Source organism: Roseateles sp. So40a, from assembly GCF_048081605.1.
GTDB lineage: Bacteria > Pseudomonadota > Gammaproteobacteria > Burkholderiales > Burkholderiaceae_C > Roseateles.
Genome location: NZ_CP182288.1, coordinates 4,084,545 through 4,105,771, shown reverse-complemented (window position 1 = coordinate 4,105,771; position 21,227 = coordinate 4,084,545). Strand labels below are relative to the sequence as shown.

Genomic DNA, 21,227 nt, shown 5'->3' with positions numbered 1-21,227 from the left:
TGTTGTTGTCGAGGCTCGAAGCCGGTCAGCGTTGCTTGAGCCGCTGGATCAGATGACCCCGCAGGTGGCCCGCGCCCTCCGCCGTCAGCGGCGCGAGCGCATGCCGCGCATGCGCGGGGATGTGGGCCGCCGTGTCGGCGTCCGCGTTGAACACGTAATGGTCGAAGATCCCCTGCCACGCGCGGCGCTGCGGCTCGGGCAGCTCGCGCAGCGACAGCAGCGCCATCATCAGCGTGAAGAGCGGCGGATCCATGTGCGCCGGCGACTGGCGCCACCAGTAGTTGATCAGCACGTTGAACGCATCGAGCGCCTCCACCTGATGCCACCACATGCTCGGGATGTAGATCGCGTCGCCGGGTCCGAGCTCCGCGACCTGCGCGTGCTCGAGCGCCTGGGCGAAACGCGGGAATCGATCCAGGTCGGGATGCTTCAGGTCCACGAGGCTGACCGGTTGACCGGCCGGCGTGAAGTCGATCGGACCGACATACAGGTTGGCGAGCTGCTCCGGTGGGAACAGCGTGAAGCGGCGGTGTCCGGCCGCGACGCAGGCGATGTTGTCGGGCAGGTCGTAATGCGGCGCGATGCGGCTGCGATTGCCCAGCCAGATGCTGACCAGCGCGTCCGGCGCGCCTTGCGATCGCGTGCCCAGCGGGGACAGGTCCAGGTCGTTGCGCGCGCGGAAACCCGGCAGGCAGTCATCGACGGTCGTGGAGCCGACGTAGTAGCAGGGCGGGCGCTCGACCTCGGCGAGCTTGAGCAGCTCCTCCATCAGCGCCGGCAGCGGCGCATCGGCACGCCCGAAGTTCATGCCGGTGAAGTCGTCGTTGTAGAAGATGCGCCCGTCGATCTCGGGCGGGCCGGTCATGATCGCCACCGGCGCGCCGCGCCAGTGGCCATGCAGGTGATCGACGGCCGCGCGGTCCGAGCGCAGCGCCTCGCGCACCATCGGCCAATGCGACACGAGGCCGCGCAGCACCACCGGCTGCGCGGCCTCGAGCAGGTCCTCGGGAAGCCGACCCGCGATCAGGTCGTGTCGTTCTTGGATCGGCTTCATGCGGGCAGGGCCCCGGCGGGGGTCAGAACTTGTAGCGGAGACCCAGCATATAGCGGCGTCCGGTCTGCGTGACCGAGTACACCTCCTCCTTGGTCCGACCATGCTGGCGCAGGATCGCATCGCCCACGTTGATGACCTCGGCCTGCATGCTCAGGCGCTCGCTGAAGTTGTAGCCCAGGCTCACGTCGACCTGCGAGTACGGCTCCGTGTAGATCGGCGCCGAGCGGCCCAGCGTGTTGCCGTCGTTGACCGCCGCGAGGAACTTGTCGCGCCAGTTGTAGGCCACCCGCACGCTGAAGCGCGCATCCTCGTAGAAGCCCACCAGGTTGGCCGAGTCGCTCAGCCCCACCAGCGCGTACTGCTGCGCCAGGCTCATGTTGTCGTACTTGAGGCCCGACTTCACCTTGGTGAAGTTGGCCGCGACCCCGAAGCCCGAGTTCCCGAACGCATGCTGCACGTTCAGCTCGAAGCCCTTCAGGCTGTTGGACTGCGTGTTGGCCGGCACCGTGATCTGGAAGTTGGCGATCGGGTCGCCCGCCTGGCCCGCGATCGTGCCCAGCGCGTTGCCGTTGGTGTCGAAGCCGGTCCGCGTCACGCCCTGCTGGCCGTTGTAGTTGTTGAGGATGTAGTTGCGGATGCAGGTCAGGTCCGTGCCGCAGGCACCGGTGGTCGAGGCCTCGTTGTAGAGCTTGCCCCCGATCGGCGTGTGTAGGTTGAACGGCGTGGCGTTCTCGATCGTCGAGCCGATGTAGTTGGAGATGTTCTTGCGGAACACGCCCGCGGCCACGTAGCTCGACTTCGCGTAGTAGTACTCCAGCGAGAGGTCGAAATTCTTGGCCTTCAGCGGCTTGAGCCCCGGGTTGCCCTGCGCGCCCGTCCCGCCGTTCACGCGAGCCAGGTCGTTCAGTGTCTGGCCGCCCTGGATCGCATCCCAGCCCGGCCGGCCGATCGTCGTGCCGTAGCTGGCGCGCAGCTTGAGCTTGTCGGTGAGGTCCGCGTCCCAGTCGATGCTCGGCAGCCAGTAGCTGTACTTGCCGTCCAGCGTGGTGAAGCCCGGATCGCCCTTGAGCACGGTGAGCTCGTTGTTGGAGCCCCAGGTGATGCCCGTGGCCGTCGGCACCAGCGCGCTGGAGGTGACCTTGGTGCGCTCATAGCGCATCCCGATCGTGGCGCTCATCGGCACGCCCAGCTCCCAGTCGCGGGTGTACTCCGCGTAGGCGCTGCTGGACTTCTCCGTCGTGCGGCGGTCGGTCGAGAAGTTCTGCGAGGCCAGGTACTTGGACGGATCGGTCCAGGCCTTGGCGGCCAGGTCGCGCACGGTGCCGAAGTCGAAGGTGTAGAACTGCGTGAACAGGCGCGGATCGTTGATGCCACCGATCTTGCCGAAGAAGTTGCGCAGGTCCTGCGGCAGCCAGACCGTGTCGGGATAGTCCGCCGGGCTGGTCGCGCCGCCCCAGGTGTCGAGCTGCACGTTCGAATAGGCCGAGCGGTTCTTCACCTTCGTCAGCCCGACGCCGAAGTCCAGCTTCGACTCGTCGCTGATCTTGTAGCTGCCGCGCACCTGCTGCTGGTCGACTTCCGACTTCGTGTAGCTGTTGCGGAAGGACGAACCCGTCACCAGCTGCTTGGAGCCGTCGCGCGTGGTGGTGGGCATGATCAGCAGCGGTAGTTCGTTGCTGAAGTCCACGGTGGTCTGACCGCGGTTGAAGCTCGCGGTGCCGATCACGTTGTTGCTGCCCCAGGGGCTGTCCGCGCCGGAGGTGGCGGTCGAGCGATGCGCGTCGAATTCAAAGCGCAGGCGGTCGGTGGCCTTCCAGTCGGCGTTGAAGCCCAGCGACTTGTTGTCGTTCTTGGTGGCGAAGTCCGCGCCGCCCATCGAGAGGTCGGCGTTGCCCGCGGTGATCAGCTCGGTGTAGCTCAGCGGCGCGGAGACCGGGCCGTTGGTCCACGAGCTCGACGAGGGGCCGAAGCTGAACCACGCCGACAGGTCGTTGCGGCGCGTGTGCACCTTGTTCTGCGAGAGCGTGTAGTCGAGCGTGGTCGTCAACGAGCTGGTCGGGGCGAACTGGAAGGTCACCTGGCCGTTCGTGCGCTCCCGGCTGATGCCGTTCATGTTGTAGTTGACGTTCTGCGGCAGCGAGTAGATGTCCGTCGCGCCGGGCCGGTTGGTGATGCGGTCCGCGCCGGGCTGGCCGGGCAGGGGGATCGCGCCATTGCCGACCTCGTCGCCGCGGAAGGGCAACCAGCCGTTGGGCACGCCCGCGCTGTTGTAGCCCAGGTCGCGCTTCTGGTAGCTGCCCGAGACCGCCAGGCCGAACTTCCCGTCGCCGAAGGTGGTGCTGTAGATGCCGGAGACCTCCGGCGTGACGCTGTCACCCTTGAGGTTGTCGGGCAGGCGCGAGTTGCCGCCGTCATGCACGGCCTTCACGCCGATGCTGGCGATGGTCTTCTTCGTGTCCAGCGGACGCGCGGTCTTGATGTTGATCGTCGCGCCGATGCCGCCGGTGGGCGAGCTCGCGCGGCTGGTCTTGTAGACCTCCAGCGCGGCGATCGATTCCGAGGCCAGGTTGGCGAAGTCGAAGGCACGCGAGTTGGACGGGCCCGTGTCGGCGATCGAGGACGCCGGCATCTGGCGGCCGTTGAGCAGCACCAGGTTGAAGTCAGGGCCGACGCCGCGCACCGTGACCTTGGAGCCTTCGCCCATCGAGCGGTCGATCGACACGCCCGAGATGCGCTGCATCGACTCGGCCAGGTTGGTGTCGGGGAACTTGCCGATGTCCTCGGCGACGATGCCGTCCACCACGCCGCGTTGCTGGCGCTTCAGGTTCAGCGAGGTGTCCAGCGACTGGCGGATGCCGGTCACCACGACGGTGTCGATCTGCGCGTCGGCCTTGCGCTGCGCGGCCGAGGCGGCGGATTCGGGGGCTTGCGGTGCCTGCTGCGCGTGCGCGGCCGCGGCGAAGAACAGCATCGCGCAAGCCGCGGCCACCGGTTGGCGCTGCGGTCCGCGGCCCTGCCGCTGTCGGGTGGGGTGGACGTGCTTCATCTTGTCTCCTTGTTATCTCTCAGTCTTGGCCAAGGCCCCCGTTTCGATGGTGGGCCCGAATGGACAGGGCAAGCTGGATCCGAATACTCGGCGGATATCTTGAAAGCGCTTTCAGAATTTATCTGCTTCGGCTCCGGGACCTCTACTGACTTTCCCTAGCGAGGGGATCCGCGCCACACACGGGCGCGGGGTACTGCGGGTACTGCGGGGGGGGAAACTACGGGGGCGGGCTCGCGCGCGGCTCACGCCGCGGCGGGCACCGGCGGCCGCGCGTCGAGCGCGCGCGCCTCGCCATCGAAGGCCAGCGCGTGATCGGCGCTGACGTTCAGCCGCACCGGATCGCCGTCGTGCAGCGAGCCTGAGCCGGCGGGCAGCTTCGCGGTGAGCAGCCCGGATTGGCCGTCCACGCGCAGATGCAGGATCGAGCTATCGCCCAGGTGCTCGGCCAGCACGACGGTCGCGGGCACCGCGCCGTCGTCGTGCGAGGGCGCCAGCGTGAGGTGCTCGGGACGCAGCGCGAGGCGCTTGGCGGCCGGCCGCGCGGCGCCGCCGAGCTGCTCCCACAGGCGGCGCGCCGCGCCCGGCGTGTTGGCCGAGGGCCGCTCGATGAAGTTGATCTTGGGCGCGCCCAGGAACGAGGCGACGAACTCGTTGACCGGATGGCGGTAGAGGTCCAGCGGCGCACCCAGCTGCTCGATGCGTCCCTGGTTGAAGACGGCGATGCGGTCGCCCATCGTCATCGCCTCGACTTGGTCGTGGGTGACGTAGATCATGGTCGTGCCCAGCTGCTGGTGCAGCCGCGTGAGCTCGATGCGCATGTCCACGCGCAGCGCGGCGTCCAGGTTGGACAGCGGCTCGTCGAAGAGGAAGACCTTGGGCTTGCGCACGATCGCGCGGCCGATGGCCACGCGCTGGCGTTGACCGCCGGACAGCTGCTTGGGCGTGCGCTGCAGCAGGTCGGTGATGCGCAGGATCTCGGCGGTGCGGCGCACCTGTTCATCACGCTCGGCGCGGCTCACGCCCGCCATCTTCAGCGCGAAGCCCATGTTCTCCGCCACCGTCATGTGCGGGTAGAGCGCGTAGCTCTGGAAGACCATCGCCGCGCCGCGGTCGGCGGGACGCAGGTCGTTGGCGCGCGGGCCGTCGATGAGCAGGTCGCCGCCGGAGATCTCCTCCAGCCCGGCGATCATGCGCAGCGTCGTGCTCTTGCCGCAGCCCGACGGGCCGACGAAGACCATGAATTCGCCGTCGCGCACGTCCAGGTCGATGCCCTGGATGACCTCGTGATCGCCGTAGCGCTTGCGGATGCCGCGCAGCGTGACTTGTCCCATGCCGGTCTCCGGTTCAGTCCTGACGCGCGCTCAGCTGCGCGCGCACGAAATCGCGATACGCCAGCGCGCTGTCCTTGGGCGTGCGCTGCTGGGTCGCGTAGTCCACGTGGACGATGCCGAAGCGCTTCTCGTAGCCCGAGGCCCACTCGAAGTTGTCCAGCAGGCTCCACACCATGTAGCCGCCCATGGGCACGCCCTGCGCGATCGCGTCGCCGACGGCGGCGATGTGCGTGTCCAGGTAGCGCGTGCGGTCGGCGTCGTGGACGCGGCCGTCGCTGCCCAGCGGATCGGGGAAGGCGCCGCCGTTCTCGGTCACGTACAGGCGCTTCACGCCGGGATAGTCGCGGTGCACCGACACCAGCAGGTCGGTCAGCCCTTGCGGGTAGACCTCCCAGCCCATGTCGGTGAGTTCCAGGCCGCTGGTCTTGTTGTCGAAGGCGCCGGTCGCGCTGATCACGCCGCGCGAGTAGTAGTTGATGCCCACGAAGTCGATGGGCACGCGGATCTGGTCCAGGTCGCCGGGCGACACGCGCGGCGCGTCCTCGCCCAGGTCGTGCAGCACGTCCACCGGATAACGGCCGTTGAAGAGCGGATCCATGTACCAGCGGCGCAGCCGGCCGTCTTCCAGGCGCGCGGCGGCGCGGTCCTCGTCGGTGTCGGAAGCGGGGTACATCGGCGCCATGTTCAGCACGATGCCCAGCGAGGCCTTCAGCTCGAGCGCGCGCATCGCCGTGATCGCCAGGCCGTGGCTGAGCAGCAGGTGATGCGAGACCTGCGCGGCCAGCCGCCGGTCCTTCAGGCCGGGCGCGAAGACACCCTTCTCATGGCCCAGCTGCGCGACGACCCAGGGCTCGTTGTGCGTGGCGATCGAGACGACCTTGTGGCCCAGCCGGCGGGCGATGCCCATCGCGTACTCGACGAAGCGGTCGACCGTCGCGCGGTCACCCCAGCCGCCTCGATCCTGCAGCGCCTGCGGCAGGTCCCAGTGGTTCAGCGTCAGGTAGGGCTTCAGGCCGCGGGCGATCAGTCCGTCGACCAGGCGCTCGTAGAAGGCCAGGCCGGCCTCGTTCCACTCGCCGTCGCCGGTGGGGCGCACGCGCGGCCACGACACCGAGAAGCGATAGGCCTGCACGCCGAGGTCGCGGATGAGGTCGAGGTCCTCGTCCAGGCGCGCGTAGTGCTCGCAGGCGACGTCGCCATTGCTCGCGTCCGCGATCACGCCGGGCTGGCGGCAGAAGGTGTCCCAGATGGACGGGCCCTTGCCGTCGGCGTCGTGCGCGCCCTCGATCTGGAAGGCGCTGGTGGCCACGCCCCAGACGAAGTCCGCGGGGAAGGCCTTGGCGGCCGCCGTGGGCAGGGGAGTGGAAACCGGGGAGTGGTCGTTGGAGGCTGACATCGAGGCAGGGTGTTCTTGTGTGTGAGGGGAGGCGCGCGTCACTTCACCGCGCCGACGGTCAGGCCCGAGATGAGCTGCCGCGAGCACAGGACGAAGAGCACGATCAGCGGCAGCGTCGCGATGGCGGAACCGGCCATCAGCGCGCCCCATTCGGTGTCCACCGGGCTCTGCAGCGATCGCAGCGCCAGCGGCAGCGTGTACATGTCGGGCGAGCGCATGACCACGAGCGGCCCGATGAAGTTGTTCCAGGACGAGATGAAGGTGATCAGCCCCAGCGTGCCCAGCGCCGGCTTGAGCAGCGGCAGCACGATGCGCGCGTAGATGCCCAGCTCGCCGCAGCCGTCCATGCGCGCCGCCTCGACGAGCTCGCGCGGGACCGCCGAGCTGATGAACTGGCGCATCAGGAAGATGCCGAAGGCGCTGGCCGCGCCGGGGATGTAGAGCGCGCGCGGCTGATCGATCCAGCCCAGCAGGTCCATGATCATGAAGCTCGGGATCATGTTCATGAAGCTGGGCAGCAGCATCGTGCCCATCACCAGCGCGAAGAGCGCCTTCTTGAAGCGGAACTCGTACATCGCGAACGCGTAGCCGCCCATCGAGCAGAACAGCAGCGTCAGGCCCGTGTTGCACAGGCCGACGTAGAGGCTCAGGCCGAGGTTGCGCCAGAAGGGCAGGCGCTTGGTGAGGATGTCGACGTTGGCCAGGAAGTCGTCGCCGAACCACATCGGCGGCGGCAGGCTGAAGATCTCGGTGCGCGAGTGCGTCGCGAAGACGAACATGAAATAGAAGGGCGCGAGCATGATCAGCGCCCCGGCGCCCACCAGCAGGTAGGCGGCCCAGGCGGTCATGCGCGGTGCCTGCGCGGTGCGCGGCACGGCAGTGGCGTCGAGGGGGGCGTGCATCGTGGTGCTCATGGCTGGGCGTCCTCGCGGCTCAGGACCGGTCCTTGGGACGGAACGCGCGGTTCGTGAGCCAGGTCAGCGCGGCCACGATCAGGAACAGCAGCCAGGACATCGCGCTGGCCGCGCCGAAGTCGTTGAAGTCAAAGGCGTTGCGGTACAGGTAGACGGCGGCGCTCATGCCGGCCTGGTCCGAGCCGCCCTTGCCGCCGGTCAGGATGAAGGGTTCCTCGAAGAGCTGCAGTCCGCCGATGACGCTCAGCGTGACGCCGAAGAAGATCATCGGGCGCAGGCTGGGCAGCGTGATGTGGAAGAACTGCTGCAGGCGGCTCGCGCCGTCCATGGTCGCGGCCTCGTAAAGGTCGGGCGGGATGGTCTGCAGCGCGGCGAGGTAGAGCACGACGTTGAAGCCGACGTAGCGCCAGAACACGATCATCGAGATCGCCGGCTTGAGCGCGTCCGGGTCGTTGAGCCAGTCCACCGCGGCCTGCGGCATCAGATGGCCCAGCAGCGGGAGCTCGCGCACCGCGGCGATGGCCAGGTTGATCAGGCCGTAATCGGTGGAGAACAGCGAGCTGAACAGGATCGCGATCGCGACCGAGGACGTGATGTAGGGCAGGAAATACGCGCCGACCATCGCGTTGCGCCAGCGCTTGAAGGCCAGGTGCAGGAAGGTCGCCAGCGGGATCGCGACCAGGTGCTGCGGCACCCCCGAGGCGATCGCCAGCCAGGCGGTGTTGCGCAGCGACTTCCAGAACCACTCGTCCTGCAACGCGAAGCTGAAGTTGTCCAGGCCGACCCAGTGCATCGCGCCCAGGCCGCTGGTGGGCTCCCAGCTGTGGAAGGCCAGGTAGAGCGAGAACAGCAGCGGGAACAGCCCGAAGACCACGAACAGCACGAGGAAGGGCGCGAGCAACGCGTAGGGCGCGTAGCGCGGCGACAGTCGCAGGGCGGGAGGAAGGCGCAGGGGCATCGTCGGTGTCCGGTGGGGCCTGGGCTCAGCGGCGGGCGCGTTGCTGGAGCAGCCGTTGCGCGTCGGCCAGCGCGGTGGCGATGTCCTTGTCGCGGTCCAGGACCTTGTCCAGCTCGGTGTCGATGACCTCGCGGGCGAAGGCGTCCTGCTTGTGGACCGGGAAGGCACGGATGTGGCCGGCGGCGTCGCGCCAGTCGCGCCGCGCGACCTGGCCGCCGAGGAAGGGCAGCGGCTGGTCGTAGAACGCGTCCTGCTGGGCGTCCACGAGGGCGGGGAAGGCGTCCTGCGCCTTGAAGGCGGCGAGCTGCTGCGCGCGGTTCATCGTCATGAAGCGGATGAACTCGTAGGCCATGGGCTTGCGCGCGGCGTCGCCGTGGCGGGCCATCGCGAAGAAGGTGCCGCCGTAGGCCGCGTACGCGCCCTCGGGCAACTGGGCCGCGCGCCACTTGCCGCGCGTGCCGGGGGCGAGCCAGGTGTTGAGGTGGCCCGCGAGCCAGGCGCCCGACATCTGCGTGGCGATGCCGCCGCGCTTGAAGCCCTCGCTCCAGTCGGAGGACCAGGCGGTGACCTTGGCGTCCAACTGCTGGCGGCGCACCGCGCGGGCCAGCTCGAACGCGCGCACGAAGCGCGGCGAGGTCACGAGCGGGTGCGAGTCTCGATCGAAGTACAGGCCCTCGCCGGGCTGCAGGCCCGTGCGGATGAGGATGTCCTTCATGTCGCGCGCATGGGCCATCAGGTAGGCGCCGGTGGCGGCCTTGATCTTCACGCCGGCGGTGACGTAGCCGGCCCAGCTGGTGGTGAGGTCCGATTCCGTCAGGCCCGCGCGGGCCAGCAGGTCGGTGCGGTAGAGCAGCGTGCCGGGGCCGATGTCGGTGGGCACGGCCAGCACGGCGCCGGCGGGCGTCGTGGCCTGGTCGAAGGCGTAGCCGACGAAGCGCGCGCGCTCGCGATCCAGCGCGTAGGGCGGCTTGGCGAGGTCCTCGAGGCCGGTGCCCTGCGCGAAACGGCCGAGATAACCGATCTCCAGCGCCATCACGTCGGGCAGGCCCTTCGCGGTGGACAGCGCGGTGGTCATCGCGGTGTGGTGATCGTTGAGCTCGCGGCTCACGATCTTGATGTCGACATCGGGATGCAGCTGCTTCCAGGCGGGCAGGGCGCTGCGCACGATCTCATCGATGGCGGGGAAGGCCGCGACGGTCAGCGTGGTGGGAGCGGCAACGACTGACCCTGCCGGGGTCAGGCCCAGGCTCAGGATGATCGTTGTCAGGCATCGCGCCCACTTCCGCATGTGATCTGTCTCCGGTGTCGTTCTGTTTATGAAAGCGCTTTCATGATAGCCAGCAAGCTGGACGGAACGTACCAGGGTTATCGCTAGGGAGGAGAGCGGGTGTCTCAGTAAGCCGACCGGTCGCCCTCGCCTGCGAAGCGGGAGAGGGAGGGGTGAGGGCTGGCGGCGAGGGCAGTGCGCAGCCGCGTCGCGATCAGAGCGCGCGCGTCGACGACCGGATGATCAGCCGCGGCTCAGGCAACTGCGCGGTGGGCGTCTTGTCGGCGAGAAGGTCCAGCAGCGCCTGCGCGGCGCAGCGGCCGAGTTCCAGGCCGGCCTGATGGATGGTGGTCAGCGGCGGGATGCAGTGCGCGGCGCCGGCGAGGTCGTCGAAGCCGACGATGGACACATCCTCCGGCACGCGCAGCCCGCGCCGATAAAGCGCGAGCGACGCGCCAAACGCCATCTGGTCGTTGGCCGCGAAGATCGCCGAGAAGGGCTCGCGGCTGTCGATGAGGCGTTCCACCGCCATCACGCCGCTGTCCTCGTGGAACATGCCCGGCAGCACCAGCGCCGGTTTGTATTTCACGCCTGCCGCCTCCAGCGCCGCGCGATATCCCTTCAGCCGCTCCTGCGCATCCGGGTGCACCGGATCGCCCGCGATGAACGCGATCTTGCGATGGCCTTGCGACAGCAGATGGTGCGTGGCGAGGCGCGCGCCTTCGAAGTCGTTGAAGTTCAGCGCGTGCAGGCTGGGCGCCTTGAGCGCGCGGCCGGTGACAACGACGGGCAGTTCCTTGGCGAGCTTGCGCAGCGACTCGTCGCTGAGCCGCCCGGTGAGCACGATGATTCCGTCAACGCGGCGCGCGCGCAGCGTGTCGATGCAGCGCTGTTCTTCCTTGGCGTTCCAGTGGCCGCTGGCGAAGAGCGGCACGAAGCCGGCGGCGTCGAGCACTTCCTCGATGCCGCGCAGCGCGACGCCGTAGTAGGGGCTGTCGATGGCCTGCGTGACCACGCCCACGCTGAGCGAGCGTCCACCGGCGAGCACGCGGGCGATCGGGTTGGGGACGAAGCCGAGTTCCGCGATGGCGCGGTCGACGGCGTCCTTCTTCTCCTGGCTGACGACGGCGGTGCCATTGAGGATGCGCGAGACCGTGCTCGGCGACACCCCGCTGGCCTCGGCGACCATGCCCAGCGTCACCTTCGATGACGGGCGGGCAGTCCTGGAGCTCTTCATGGGGTGTGGATCACGTTGTCATGGGGCGCGGGCGAGTGTAAGGGACGGTTGCCGTGCGCTGGAAAGCTGATGAGCGGATGGTGTCTGCGGCGCGGTTTCGTGGATGGGTTGGGCTACGGATCGACAAGGCGGCGCGACGTGGATAAGGTGCGGCCCGCTGCCGACCGATGTGAGCCGATTGCATGCGATCAATCCAATGACCAAGACTCTATCCAGATGGACTTTGCGAGTGCTGCTGATCTTCTTGCTGACCAGCTTGGTCGTCACCCTCGTCGCAGCGCTCGATTTCTCGAGCGATCCATCAAAGTACCGATTCCCTATGGAGCAGGGAGGGGCATGTTATGCATCCGCCGATGCCTACCGAGAGTGCCTGCGATCAAGAGCTGCCGTCTACGGCGGTCTGACCGTCGTAACTGCGTTGCTTGTCGGACTGCTGCTTTGGCGGAGCCATGAAAAGCCGTAGGCCATTCTCTTCTGATCCCAAGGAACGAGTGGACATGCGCCGGCTGCTGCTTCTCATCGCCATCTTGTCGCTGCTTCCGGCCGCAGTGTCCTTCGCGGTCGCAACAGTGGTTGCGCATGCCAAGGTTGACTTGCTCGGCGCTTTGCCATTCTTGGCGTTCGTCTCCACGGCGGCTCTCGTTGGGGGTTACCTTCGGCGTGCGTTGCTGAGGCCCAGTGTTCCAAAGTGGATCTGCTGGTCCGCGGTGCTGATACTCGTGTTGCTTTGGGTGCCGTTTCTCTCCTGGACGCTCATGAAATTCGTGTGCATGCAGTTCATGAACGAATGTCTGTAGCGATTGCGGTACTTGAATGAGGCCGACGAAACGTTCAATGATTCTTGCAGGTATGGCCTTGCTGGCCATTGTCTTCGTGACGCCCCTGCTCATTGCCGAAGCCGAGCGGGAGGCGCTAGCGACCTGCGACCGTTTGGCCCTCGCTCGGATGCCGGAAATTGGCTTATGCATGGGATACGTCACTACTCATGGAAAACTTCCGGCGGCTAGTTCGAAATGTTGAAGCGAGGAAGATGGAAACCATGGTGACGAAACGAGATGCCGAGTCAATGCTGCGGGCAGCGGAAAACGGGTATCCAGTCGACCTCGACGCGCTGGATGCCCCCTTTAATCTCACCATTACTTCTATTGCTTCAGTGGATGTTGATGTCGAGCCCATCGTCATGTTCTCTCAGCGTCTGAAGGACGTGGTCCGTGAGGCCGCATTCAGTTGCGAACTGACCGGCATCGTCATATTCCCTACGGTCCTGAATCCTGAAATGAGGTCGGCCGGGAACAAGGTGACTTGGAAACGGGGAGAGCGTGCTTACATGGTTCGGCAAAACATTGACTTCAGCGATTGGCAAAATGCAAACGCCAGCGAGAAGAAGGCGATGGTGGTGAATTGCATCGTTGGCTCAATTGCAAGAATTCCGACGAAGCATTTGTCCGAATCAAGCAAAGAAGCGCTGGTAGAGATTGTTCGTCGGGCGGTGCGCTCGGGAAGGGTGTCCCGAAAGGCCGGGGCGCAGCGGAAGAAGGATTGAATTAAGGGGCCCCACTGATTATTGTCGATCTGAAAATTGAGTAAGTCGTGGTGGCTTGTGGCTGAAGCAGGAGCTTCGATGAAATTGGCAATACTGTTGATGTCCCTCATGTCAATCCCGCTGGCTGGGAGCATCTTGCGGCGGCTTTCTGGGTCACGATCGCAGTCTTCATACCTGAGACTATTCCTCGAAAGTGGCATCGGCAATGCCATGTTTCTTGGCCTCTTTGCCCTCTACGAATGGCGCCTTGAGAGCGCCTTGCATGTGTTCGACATCAATCAAGATGGAATATTCAGCGGAAATGAAATCTCTGCGGCCCAGGGCGCGGCGATGGATGCATACATCAACGATGCGGGACGCAATATGTTGAAGTTGATCGCTCCAGCATTGTTTCTCGCGGTTGGAGCGATTCGATGCGCTGTGGTGGCGTGGCGCAAGGGTCATCCAAAGAGGAAGCAATGATGTCAACGCGTGCCACTCCTGAGAATGAAGGCTCAGCGACGGGGCCGGTATTCGTCTACCTCGTGGCGTTCCTGATACTGCTGTTCCTGTTCGTCGCCGCGCAGCCGGTGTATTCGAGGGGGCTCGGCAAGCTCCTCTCGTGGGTGGTGGTCTTCTCGTTCCTGGCCTGCCTGGCTGCTCCTGTTGTTGCAATCACTGCAATTGCCATCGGCGTGCTTTGGTCACGCGACCAGCGACCCTCTAGAGTGTGGCTGGTGGCTGGCGTTGCCGCCGTTGGAGCGGCGGCTTTGCCGCTGATTGCAGGTGTCCACATTAAGCGGGCTTGCGATTTGAAGCCCATGGATTGGAGTGGCTGTATCGATTCATCCTACGCCACCCGTGATGGCTTGAGTGAGGGGTATCGGATGGCGGGTACTCAGATATTTGCAGTCATTGTCGTTTACGCTTGGCTGCGGCGATCTGCAGCTCCCCGCGACTCCGTTTCCTCTAAGGCTGAAGACAGGGTTTGACCACCGTCCCTTGGTTTGATGGGTTCTTGGGTCAATGTGTATTGGGGTCAAATTGATATATGCTTTCGAACTTTTGCTCGTTGTTCTAATGCTTAAATTGCTTTGGAATATTCTTACTCCCCTCGTGGTATTGCGAGCCTATAAGCGCAGGAAGGCGAATGGGGGGCAGGAGGCGATGTCTCTATCTCTAGCTCCGACAGTTGAATTAGGGTTGGTGCTGGCGATTGCGCTAATGGCTTGGATTGGCGTTGATGGTTGGCAAGTTGGGCCAAGTTTGACATTGTTGTATGGGGTCTTGAGCGTTGTGGTGTCTTACGGGATGACGACTCTCGTAGGATTTATTGTGCGCAGAATTGCAAATATCTGATTGATGTATGCCCTCCTGTCAAACTGACACGGGTGTGGAGCGACGTCGACGGCGACTTCTTATTGCGGTCCACAGTTCTCCGGTTTGAGACGAGCAGATCGACTCGATCGGCATCAGCGGCGACTGATCTTTTGAGCGATTGGACGAAGCGCAAGTCCAGTTGTGCCGAACGTTAAAAATCCCCGCTTCCCCGCCCTCATCGCGAGTGACCTCCCCGCTTTCCCAGAGCTGTAACGAAGCGTTGCAAGACTGCCGGTGTCTTCAGAAGTACCGGCTTTGCAGCCTTCGCCCATGTCCCTCAAGCACCGTCTTGCCCTCGTCGCGCTCTTGTGCGGCGCCGTCTGCCTGCTGCCCACCGCGCAGCTGGGTCTCAACCTGCTGGATTCGCTGCGCACCGTGCAGGCGCAACGCGCCGCGCTCCCTGCGCATCAGGCCTGGCAGCGCGTGATCGCGGATCTCGCCGATCACCGCCTGGCTTCGGCCACCGCGTCCAGCCACCCTGAACAAGCCACCGCGCGCGATGCCGCCGCGGCGAAGATCGACCAGGACTTCGAAGCCGTCCTCACCGGACTGGCCGCCGTGCGGCAAGCCGAGCCGCTGATCGAGGAAGCGCGGCAACTGCGCGCGCAGTTCAAGGCGCTGCATGCCAAGGGCGTGAACCAGATGCTGCAGGCGCAATCGCCGCAGTACCGCGCGCTGTTGGACGCGATCTTCGACGCGACAGCCCAGCTCAACGCGCGCTCCGGCCTGCTGCTCCAGTCCGAAGGCGCGACCTACTTCAACGTCGTGGCGGGATTGCAGGTCGCGCCGCAGCTGACGGACACGCTCTCGGAACTCGGCGCCATCGGCGCCGCCGCTGCCATCGACGACGTCGCGGCAGTGGGCAATGCGGCAGGTCGTTATCGGGCGGACCTGCGCCAGCTCAGCGCGGCGCTGCGTCAGGCCGCCAACGCGGACGAGGCGCATGCGGCCGACTACGGCGACATGCTCCAGCGTGTGGCGCGGCAGCGCCAGGTCGTGCTGGAAGCGCTCGACGCCTCGGCCAAGGACGTGAACTACCCGCTCGACCAACTGGTCGCGACGCTCAAGCAGGGCGCGGGCCTGCAGTCCGAGTTGTCCGCGCGCGTGATGGACACGCTGGGCTCGCGGCTCGATGACAGCGAAAGCGCCGTGCGTCACCGCCTGCTGCTGACCACGATCGTCGTCATCGGCGGTCTGCTCGCGATGGGCGTGCTGCTGTGGCGCACGCTGGTCGGCGTGTGGCGACCGATCCACGAGGCCGAGCAGCTCACCGAGCGCATCGCGCAAGGCGACCTGACGGCGGAGTCGGACTGGCACACGCGCGACGACCTGGGCCGGATGCTCGATGCGATCCGGTCGATGCGGGATCGGCTGCGCGGGCTGGTGACGCAGATGCAGGTGGCTTCGGGCGAGATCCACGGCGCGGCCGATGAGATCGCCGCCGGCAATCAGGACCTGAGCGTGCGAAGCGAGAACGCCGCAGCGCGCGTGCAGGAAGCGTCTAGCAATGTGCAGCGGCTGTCGGAGACGCTGGATGGCACGGCGCAGGCGTCGGTGCGCACCCGCGCGCTCGCCGATGAGGCCAGCGCCAGCGCCGCGGCGGGCGGCCGGCTGGTGCAGGGCTTCGTCGACACGATGACGTCCATCGGCGCGAGCTCGCAGCGGATGTCGGACATCGTGGCGGTGATCGACGCGATCGCGTTCCAGACCAACATCCTGGCGCTCAACGCGGCGGTCGAGGCGGCGCGAGCGGGCGAGCAGGGCCGTGGCTTCGCCGTGGTCGCGGCGGAGGTGCGTCATCTGGCCAAGCGCAGCGCCCATGCCGCGGGCGAGGTGAAGGTGCTGATCGGCGAATCGGTGACGCGCGTGGAACGCGGTCAGGCCGAGGTGCAATCGGCGGGTGCGGCGATCGCCGGCATCGAGCGCGGCATCGGCGCGGTGGGCGCGGAGATCGACCGCATCGCGCATGAGATCGCCGAGGAGGCCACGAGCCTGCAGCAGTTGCGCGCGACCTTCGGCGACGTGGAACAGCTGGTCCAGCAGAACGCGGCGCTGGTGGAGGAGGCGGCGGCGTCGGCCGCGTCGCTCAACGATCAGGCCGAGCGGATGAATGAGCTCGCGTCGGCGTTCCGCCTGGGATGAGCGTGCGGATGGGCGTGCGGGTGAGCGTGTTCAAAGGCCTCGCCAGAGGTTGGCCGCGCCGAGCGCGATGAACACGAGGAACAGCGCGCGCTGGAAGGTGGCGGCGCTGATCCTTGCGCGCACCGCGGCGCCGATCACGAGCCCGACGACGGCCCCGGCCAGCGCGACGAAGGACGGCACGGACAGCAGCGTGCCGCTCTCGAAGGCGTGCAGCCGCGCGGCGAGCGCGAGCGTCGCGATCGTGAAGGACAGACCGAGCGCCTGGATCATGGTGTCCTTGTCCAGGCGCAGCGACTGGAGATAGGGCACGAGCGGCAGGACGAAGACCGCGGTGGACGCGGTGACGAAGCCGGTCGCCAGTCCGGCGGCGAGGCCGATCCACCACGCGTGCGGCGACACCTGCGGGACGACGGGTTTCCACAGGCCCCAGAGACCGTAGGCGACAAGGATCGCGCCGAGCGCGAAGCGGGCGTCGATGGGCGCGAGCGAACTGAGATCGGGTCCCCAGACGGTGGTCAGGATCATGCCGAGCCACACCGGCCAGAGCGTGCGTACGAGCGAGCGCCACGCGGGGCCCTGGCACTGCGCGATGTTGGTGACCAGCGAGGGCATCACGAGCAGCGCCGCGGCCTGTGCCGGCGCCATCCACAACCCGAGCAGGCTCATCGCGACCGTGGGCAGTCCCATCCCGGTGATGCCCTTGACGCCGCCCGCCAGGATGAAGACCAGGCCGATGGCGAGCCAGGGGGTGAGGGCCGAGAGGGTGGGTGGCGTCATGCAGGGGATCTTGGCCGGCCTTTGGCGGACCGTCGATGCATTTGTGCGCTTGTCATTCACGCTGGCCGCGTTTGGTGCAGCAATGCTTGGAAGTCATCCTCCCGGACTGTCGCTGACACCCTCGTGCGATCTGCATCCGGATATGCCTGCTGCGAATACCTGAAGTTCACCGATTTAATTTCATGAATCGGCCTTCAGCCCCTAGATTGAGATCAACGCCAACCTTCTCTCGTCACAAGGACACCCCATGGCTCTGAAAGATCTCCTCCCGGGCAAGCTCGGTTTCGGTACCGCGCCGCTGGGCAACATGTTCCGCGACATCCCCGAGGCCGAAGCCCGCGCCACCGTCGACGCGGCCTGGAACGACGGCATCCGCTACTTCGACAACGCCCCCTTCTACGGCGCCGGCCTCGCCGAGATCCGCATGGGCGAGGCGCTCGCCGACCGGCCGCGCCAGGATTACGTCATCAGCACCAAGGTCGGCCGCCTCATCCTCGATGAGGTCGAGGACGTCAGCGCCCGCGACAACGGCGAGAAGGGCGATGTCTTCAAGTACGGCCGCCCCAACAAGATCGTCAACGACTACTCCGAGGACGCGACGCTGCGCTCGATCGAGGACAGCCTCAAGCGCCTGAAGACCGACCGCATCGAGATCGTGTGGGTCCACGACGTGGCGCAGGACTTCTACGGCGATGAATGGCTCGGTGTCTTCGAGGGCGCGCGCAAGGGCGCGTTCAAGGCGCTGGACCGCCTGCGCGACGAAGGCGTCATCCAGGCCTGGGGCCTGGGCGTCAACCGCGTCGAGCCCATCGAGCTCGTGATGGCGCTGGACGGCGCCCGGCCCGATGGGTTCCTGCTCGCGGGGCGCTACACGCTGCTCGACCATCAGCGCGCGTTGCAGCGGGTGATGCCGGAAGTGGCGCGCCAGGGGCTGGGCATCGTCGTCGGCGGCCCGTACAGCTCGGGCGCGCTGGTCGGTGGCCCGAACTTCGAATACGCGCCGGCCACGCCGCAGATCAAGGACAAGGTCGCTCGCATCAAGGCGATCGCCGATCGATACGGCATCAGCATGAAGGCCGCGGGATTGCAGTTCTCGCTGGCCAACCCGGCGGTCGCCGCGGTCATCCCGGGCGCGAGCCAGCCCAGCCGCATCGCCGAGGACCGCGCCGCGCTCAACGAGAGCGTGCCCGTGGACTTCTGGCGCGAGCTGCGCCAGGCCCAACTGGTTCATCCCGAAGCGCCCCTGCCCGGCGGCGCCTGATAGCCCCTCGCCTGCGGAGCGGGAGAGGGGTTGGGGTGAGGGCTCGTTTGAGGGCACCGTGCCCTTCACCGAGCCCTCACCTCTCCCGCTCCGCGGGCGAGGGTGATCGACTGGTGCCCTGCAGGCACCCTCTCCCGCTTGCGGGAGAGGGCCGGGGTGAGGGCCAGCGGCGATGGCAGGCCACCGATCCAGGCGCCCGGCTTGCCGAGGCGGTTATCGTGTGCCCTTTCCGACCCCGCCGCGCCCTAGCCCATGTCCGAGCCGACCGCGTCCCGATTGCCGCCCTTGTTCGTCGTGTTCAACCGCGCCTCGGGCCGCGGTGATCGGGATGAGGTGGGTCCCGCCGTCGAGGCCGCCTGCCGCGCGGCCGGCCGCAACTGCGAGCTGCACCCCGTCGAGACCCCCGGCTCGCTCCCCGACATCGCTCGAGAAGCCGTCCGTCGCGCCCGGGAAACCGGCGGCGTTGTCGTCGCCGCCGGCGGAGACGGCACGATCAACTGCGTCGCTCAAGCCGTCCTCGGCAGCGGCTGCGCCTTCGGCGTGCTGCCGCGCGGCACCTTCAACTACTTCGCCCGCACGCACGGCATTCCGGCCGATCTCGACGGCGCGCTGCGCGTGCTGCTCAGCGCGCGCCCGGTGCCGGTCCAGGTCGGACAGATCAACGACCGCGTCTTCATCGTCAACGCCAGCCTCGGCCTCTACCCTCAATCGCTGGAAGACCGCGAGGTCTGGAAGCAGCGCTTCGGCCGCAGCCGCTTCGTCGCGGTCGGCGCGGTGCTGGCGACCATCCTGCGCGGTCATCGCGCGCTGGGCCTGACCATCGAGCTGCACGGCCAGCCGCGCCAGGTGCGCACGCCGACGGTCTTCGTCGGCAACAACGCGCTGCAGATGGAGCAGGTCGGCCTGCCCGAGGCGCAGGCCATCGACCGCGGCGCGCTGGCCGGCGTGATGCTCAAGCCGGTGGGCCGCTGGGGCCTGCTGAAGCTGCTCGCCCGCGGCGCGATGGGCCGGCTTCGCGACGCGGACCAGGTCGTCAACTTCGCGTTCAACCGGATGACGGTCAAGGCGCGGCGCTTCGGCGCGCGACGCGTCAAGGTGGCGACTGACGGCGAGGTGCTCTGGATGCGGCTGCCGGTGCGTTTCGAGGTCGCGCCACATCCGTTGATGCTGATCCGGCCGGAAGGCCTGGCCGAGGAGCGTCGTCAGGCGCAGGCGAGTCTCGCCGCGGCGGAGCCGGACCGATGACGGTCGTGCTGCAGATGTCGGACCCGCACTTCGGCACCGAGCGCCCGATGGCCGTCGCGGCGCTGGAGCGCCTGTGCGCCGAGCTGCGCCCCGACCTGCTGCTGATCACCGGCGACATCACGCAACGCGCGCGTCCGGTCGAGTTCTCGCGCGCAAAGGCCTTCGTCGACAAGCTCGGCGTGCCCGCGCGGGTGGTCATCCCGGGCAACCACGACATCCCGCTGCTGGCGGTCTCGACCCGGTTGCTGCATCCCTACCTCCGCTACGAACGCGCCTTCGGCCCGGTGCAGGATGCCGAGTTCGAGACCGACGACCTGTTGCTGATCGCGCTCAACACGACGCGCCGGTACCGGCACAAGCATGGCGAGCTCTCCGAGCGTCAGATCGAGCGCACGGCGCAGCGTCTGCGCCAGGCGCGCGCCGGTCAGACGCGGCTGGTGGCCGTGCATCAGCCGGTGGCGGTGACGCAGTCGGTGGACGTGTCCAACCTGCTGCGCGGTCACGCGAAGGCGGTGCGGCGCTGGTCCGAGGCAGGCGTCGATGCGGTGATCGGCGGGCACATCCACTTGCCTTACGTGCTGCCCCTGCATGAGCGCCGCAGCGACCTGCCCCGGCCGGTGTGGGCCGTGCAGGCTGGCACCGCGCTGAGCACACGGGTGCGCGGCGGCATCCCCAACTCGGTGAACGTGATCCGGACCGGTGTCGATGTGGCCGCGGCCGAAACAACCTCCATCGCTGGATCGACCCTCGTCGCCGAATCGGCTCCCGCCGTCGGCCCGGCCTGCGTGGAGCGCTGGGACGTGGACGAGACCGAGGGCGTGTTTCAGCGGGTGAGTTCGACGGTGCTCGCCTGAGCGCCGCGGCGTCTGCGCCGCGCCCATCGCGCCAGCGAGATGCTGACGAGCGAGACGGTCAGCCAGGCACCCCCCGTGGCGAAACCGGCGATCACGTCGCTGGGGAAATGCACGCGCAGGAAGATGCGGCTGGCGCCGACGGTGAAGGCCAGCCCCGCAGCCAGCATCCAGGCCGGCACATGCCAGGCGCGCGGCAGCAGCCGCACGGCGAGGTAGGCCAGCAGTCCCATCGTCACGACGATGCCGGAGCTGTGGCCGCTCGGGAAGCTGAAACCGCCTTCGGTGAGCCATTCGGTGGGATGGAGCGGACGGGCGCGCTCGAAGACGTGCTTGAGCGTGGGGTTCAGCACCGCGTTGCCGAGCATGCCCAGCGCCCAGCCGAGCGCCAGGCCTCGCCGTCCGCGCAGCAGCAGCCCGATGAACACGACGATGCTCAGCGTCACGAGCGTCTCGCGGTTGCCGAGGAAGGTGACGAGGTAGAAGGCGCGGATCGCGGCATCGGGGATGTGGTCGATCATGGCCAGGATGAAGGCCTCGTCCCAGCGGCCGAGCGTGTGCTCGGTGTGCAGCGCCTCGGCGATCTCCGTGAAGAGCCAGGCGCCGCCGACGATGCAGCCGAAACCGGCGGCGAAGCGCAGGCAGAGCGCGAGCAGCGAGATCGGTACCGGCGCCGGCGTGCCGCCGCCCTGCGTGGGCAGCAGCGCGCGGGCGACGAGCCCGGCGCTCAGGGTCACCAGCAGCAGCAGCGCGCCATAGATCGCCAGCGCGTGCGCGCCGGCGAAGGTGGCGGAGTCCAGGAGCGTGGAGGTGGGCATGGCGGGGATTGTGGCGGGCAAGCGCGGT

18 protein-coding genes are annotated in these 21,227 nt (G+C 67.2%); 8 read left to right on the top strand and 10 right to left on the bottom strand.

Annotated elements, in window-relative coordinates; genetic code table 11:
- Positions 1–25 precede the first annotated feature (25 nt).
- The 8 genes from ACNI65_RS18640 to ACNI65_RS18605 form a co-directional block, all read right to left on the bottom strand.
- The gene (locus tag ACNI65_RS18640; RefSeq protein ID WP_416758579.1) at positions 26–1,054 is read right to left on the bottom strand and encodes a cupin-like domain-containing protein; all 1,029 of its coding nucleotides are present in this window, start codon (positions 1,052–1,054) and stop codon (positions 26–28) included.
- 22 nt (positions 1,055–1,076) lie between these two features.
- The gene (locus ACNI65_RS18635) at positions 1,077–4,100 is read right to left on the bottom strand and encodes a TonB-dependent receptor (RefSeq protein ID WP_416758577.1); all 3,024 of its coding nucleotides are present in this window, start codon (positions 4,098–4,100) and stop codon (positions 1,077–1,079) included.
- 242 nt (positions 4,101–4,342) lie between these two features.
- Positions 4,343–5,431, bottom strand: coding sequence for an ABC transporter ATP-binding protein (locus tag ACNI65_RS18630; RefSeq protein ID WP_416758576.1), 1,089 nt, complete (start codon positions 5,429–5,431; stop codon positions 4,343–4,345).
- A 13-nt stretch (positions 5,432–5,444) separates the two neighbouring features.
- Positions 5,445–6,827, bottom strand: a complete 1,383-nt coding sequence (locus tag ACNI65_RS18625) for a GH1 family beta-glucosidase (protein ID WP_416758575.1) — start codon at positions 6,825–6,827, stop codon at positions 5,445–5,447.
- A gap of 38 nt (positions 6,828–6,865) precedes the next feature.
- Positions 6,866–7,741, bottom strand: a complete 876-nt coding sequence (locus ACNI65_RS18620; protein ID WP_416758574.1) for a carbohydrate ABC transporter permease — start codon at positions 7,739–7,741, stop codon at positions 6,866–6,868.
- 19 nt (positions 7,742–7,760) lie between these two features.
- Positions 7,761–8,699, bottom strand: coding sequence for a carbohydrate ABC transporter permease (locus tag ACNI65_RS18615; protein WP_416758573.1), 939 nt, complete (start codon positions 8,697–8,699; stop codon positions 7,761–7,763).
- A 25-nt stretch (positions 8,700–8,724) separates the two neighbouring features.
- Entirely contained in the window at positions 8,725–9,987 is a 1,263-nt protein-coding gene (locus tag ACNI65_RS18610; protein WP_416758571.1) for an ABC transporter substrate-binding protein, read from the bottom strand.
- 193 nt (positions 9,988–10,180) lie between these two features.
- On the bottom strand, positions 10,181–11,203 hold the full coding sequence (locus tag ACNI65_RS18605; protein ID WP_416758570.1) for a LacI family DNA-binding transcriptional regulator: 1,023 nt from the start codon (positions 11,201–11,203) through the stop codon (positions 10,181–10,183).
- Between the two features lie 497 nt (positions 11,204–11,700).
- On the opposite strand from ACNI65_RS18605, the gene ACNI65_RS18600 reads away from it, so the two are divergent.
- From ACNI65_RS18600 to ACNI65_RS18580, 5 genes are all read left to right on the top strand, one after another.
- Positions 11,701–12,000, top strand: a complete 300-nt coding sequence (locus ACNI65_RS18600; protein WP_416758568.1) for a hypothetical protein — start codon at positions 11,701–11,703, stop codon at positions 11,998–12,000.
- 233 nt (positions 12,001–12,233) lie between these two features.
- Positions 12,234–12,746 carry a hypothetical protein gene (locus tag ACNI65_RS18595; RefSeq protein ID WP_416758566.1) on the top strand — a complete coding sequence of 171 codons (513 nt, stop codon included), beginning with the start codon at positions 12,234–12,236 and terminating at the stop codon, positions 12,744–12,746.
- Positions 12,747–12,854: 108 nt separating this feature from the next.
- Complete coding sequence (locus ACNI65_RS18590; RefSeq protein WP_416758565.1) at positions 12,855–13,208, top strand: hypothetical protein; 354 nt, start codon at positions 12,855–12,857, stop codon at positions 13,206–13,208.
- Positions 13,208–13,717: a hypothetical protein gene (locus ACNI65_RS18585; RefSeq protein WP_416758563.1), complete on the top strand. Its 510-nt coding sequence runs from the start codon at positions 13,208–13,210 to the stop codon at positions 13,715–13,717. The genes ACNI65_RS18590 and ACNI65_RS18585 overlap by 1 nt, the downstream gene beginning before the upstream one ends.
- Positions 13,718–14,375: 658 nt before the next feature.
- Positions 14,376–16,247, top strand: a complete 1,872-nt coding sequence (locus tag ACNI65_RS18580; RefSeq protein WP_416758562.1) for a methyl-accepting chemotaxis protein — start codon at positions 14,376–14,378, stop codon at positions 16,245–16,247.
- Between the two features lie 30 nt (positions 16,248–16,277).
- Here the strand turns inward: ACNI65_RS18580 and ACNI65_RS18575 are convergent, their stop codons facing one another.
- Complete coding sequence (locus ACNI65_RS18575; RefSeq protein ID WP_416758561.1) at positions 16,278–17,024, bottom strand: sulfite exporter TauE/SafE family protein; 747 nt, start codon at positions 17,022–17,024, stop codon at positions 16,278–16,280.
- Between the two features lie 247 nt (positions 17,025–17,271).
- On the opposite strand from ACNI65_RS18575, the gene ACNI65_RS18570 reads away from it, so the two are divergent.
- From ACNI65_RS18570 to ACNI65_RS18560, 3 genes are all read left to right on the top strand, one after another.
- On the top strand, positions 17,272–18,285 hold the full coding sequence (locus ACNI65_RS18570) for an aldo/keto reductase (RefSeq protein WP_416758559.1): 1,014 nt from the start codon (positions 17,272–17,274) through the stop codon (positions 18,283–18,285).
- A gap of 252 nt (positions 18,286–18,537) precedes the next feature.
- The gene (locus tag ACNI65_RS18565) at positions 18,538–19,530 is read left to right on the top strand and encodes a diacylglycerol/lipid kinase family protein (protein ID WP_416758558.1); all 993 of its coding nucleotides are present in this window, start codon (positions 18,538–18,540) and stop codon (positions 19,528–19,530) included.
- Positions 19,527–20,384, top strand: a complete 858-nt coding sequence (locus ACNI65_RS18560; RefSeq protein ID WP_416758556.1) for a metallophosphoesterase family protein — start codon at positions 19,527–19,529, stop codon at positions 20,382–20,384. Before ACNI65_RS18565 ends, ACNI65_RS18560 begins: the two co-directional genes overlap by 4 nt.
- Here the strand turns inward: ACNI65_RS18560 and ACNI65_RS18555 are convergent.
- The gene (locus tag ACNI65_RS18555; RefSeq protein ID WP_416758555.1) at positions 20,354–21,199 is read right to left on the bottom strand and encodes a phosphatase PAP2 family protein; all 846 of its coding nucleotides are present in this window, start codon (positions 21,197–21,199) and stop codon (positions 20,354–20,356) included. The genes ACNI65_RS18560 and ACNI65_RS18555 overlap by 31 nt on opposite strands.
- Positions 21,200–21,227 lie beyond the last annotated feature (28 nt).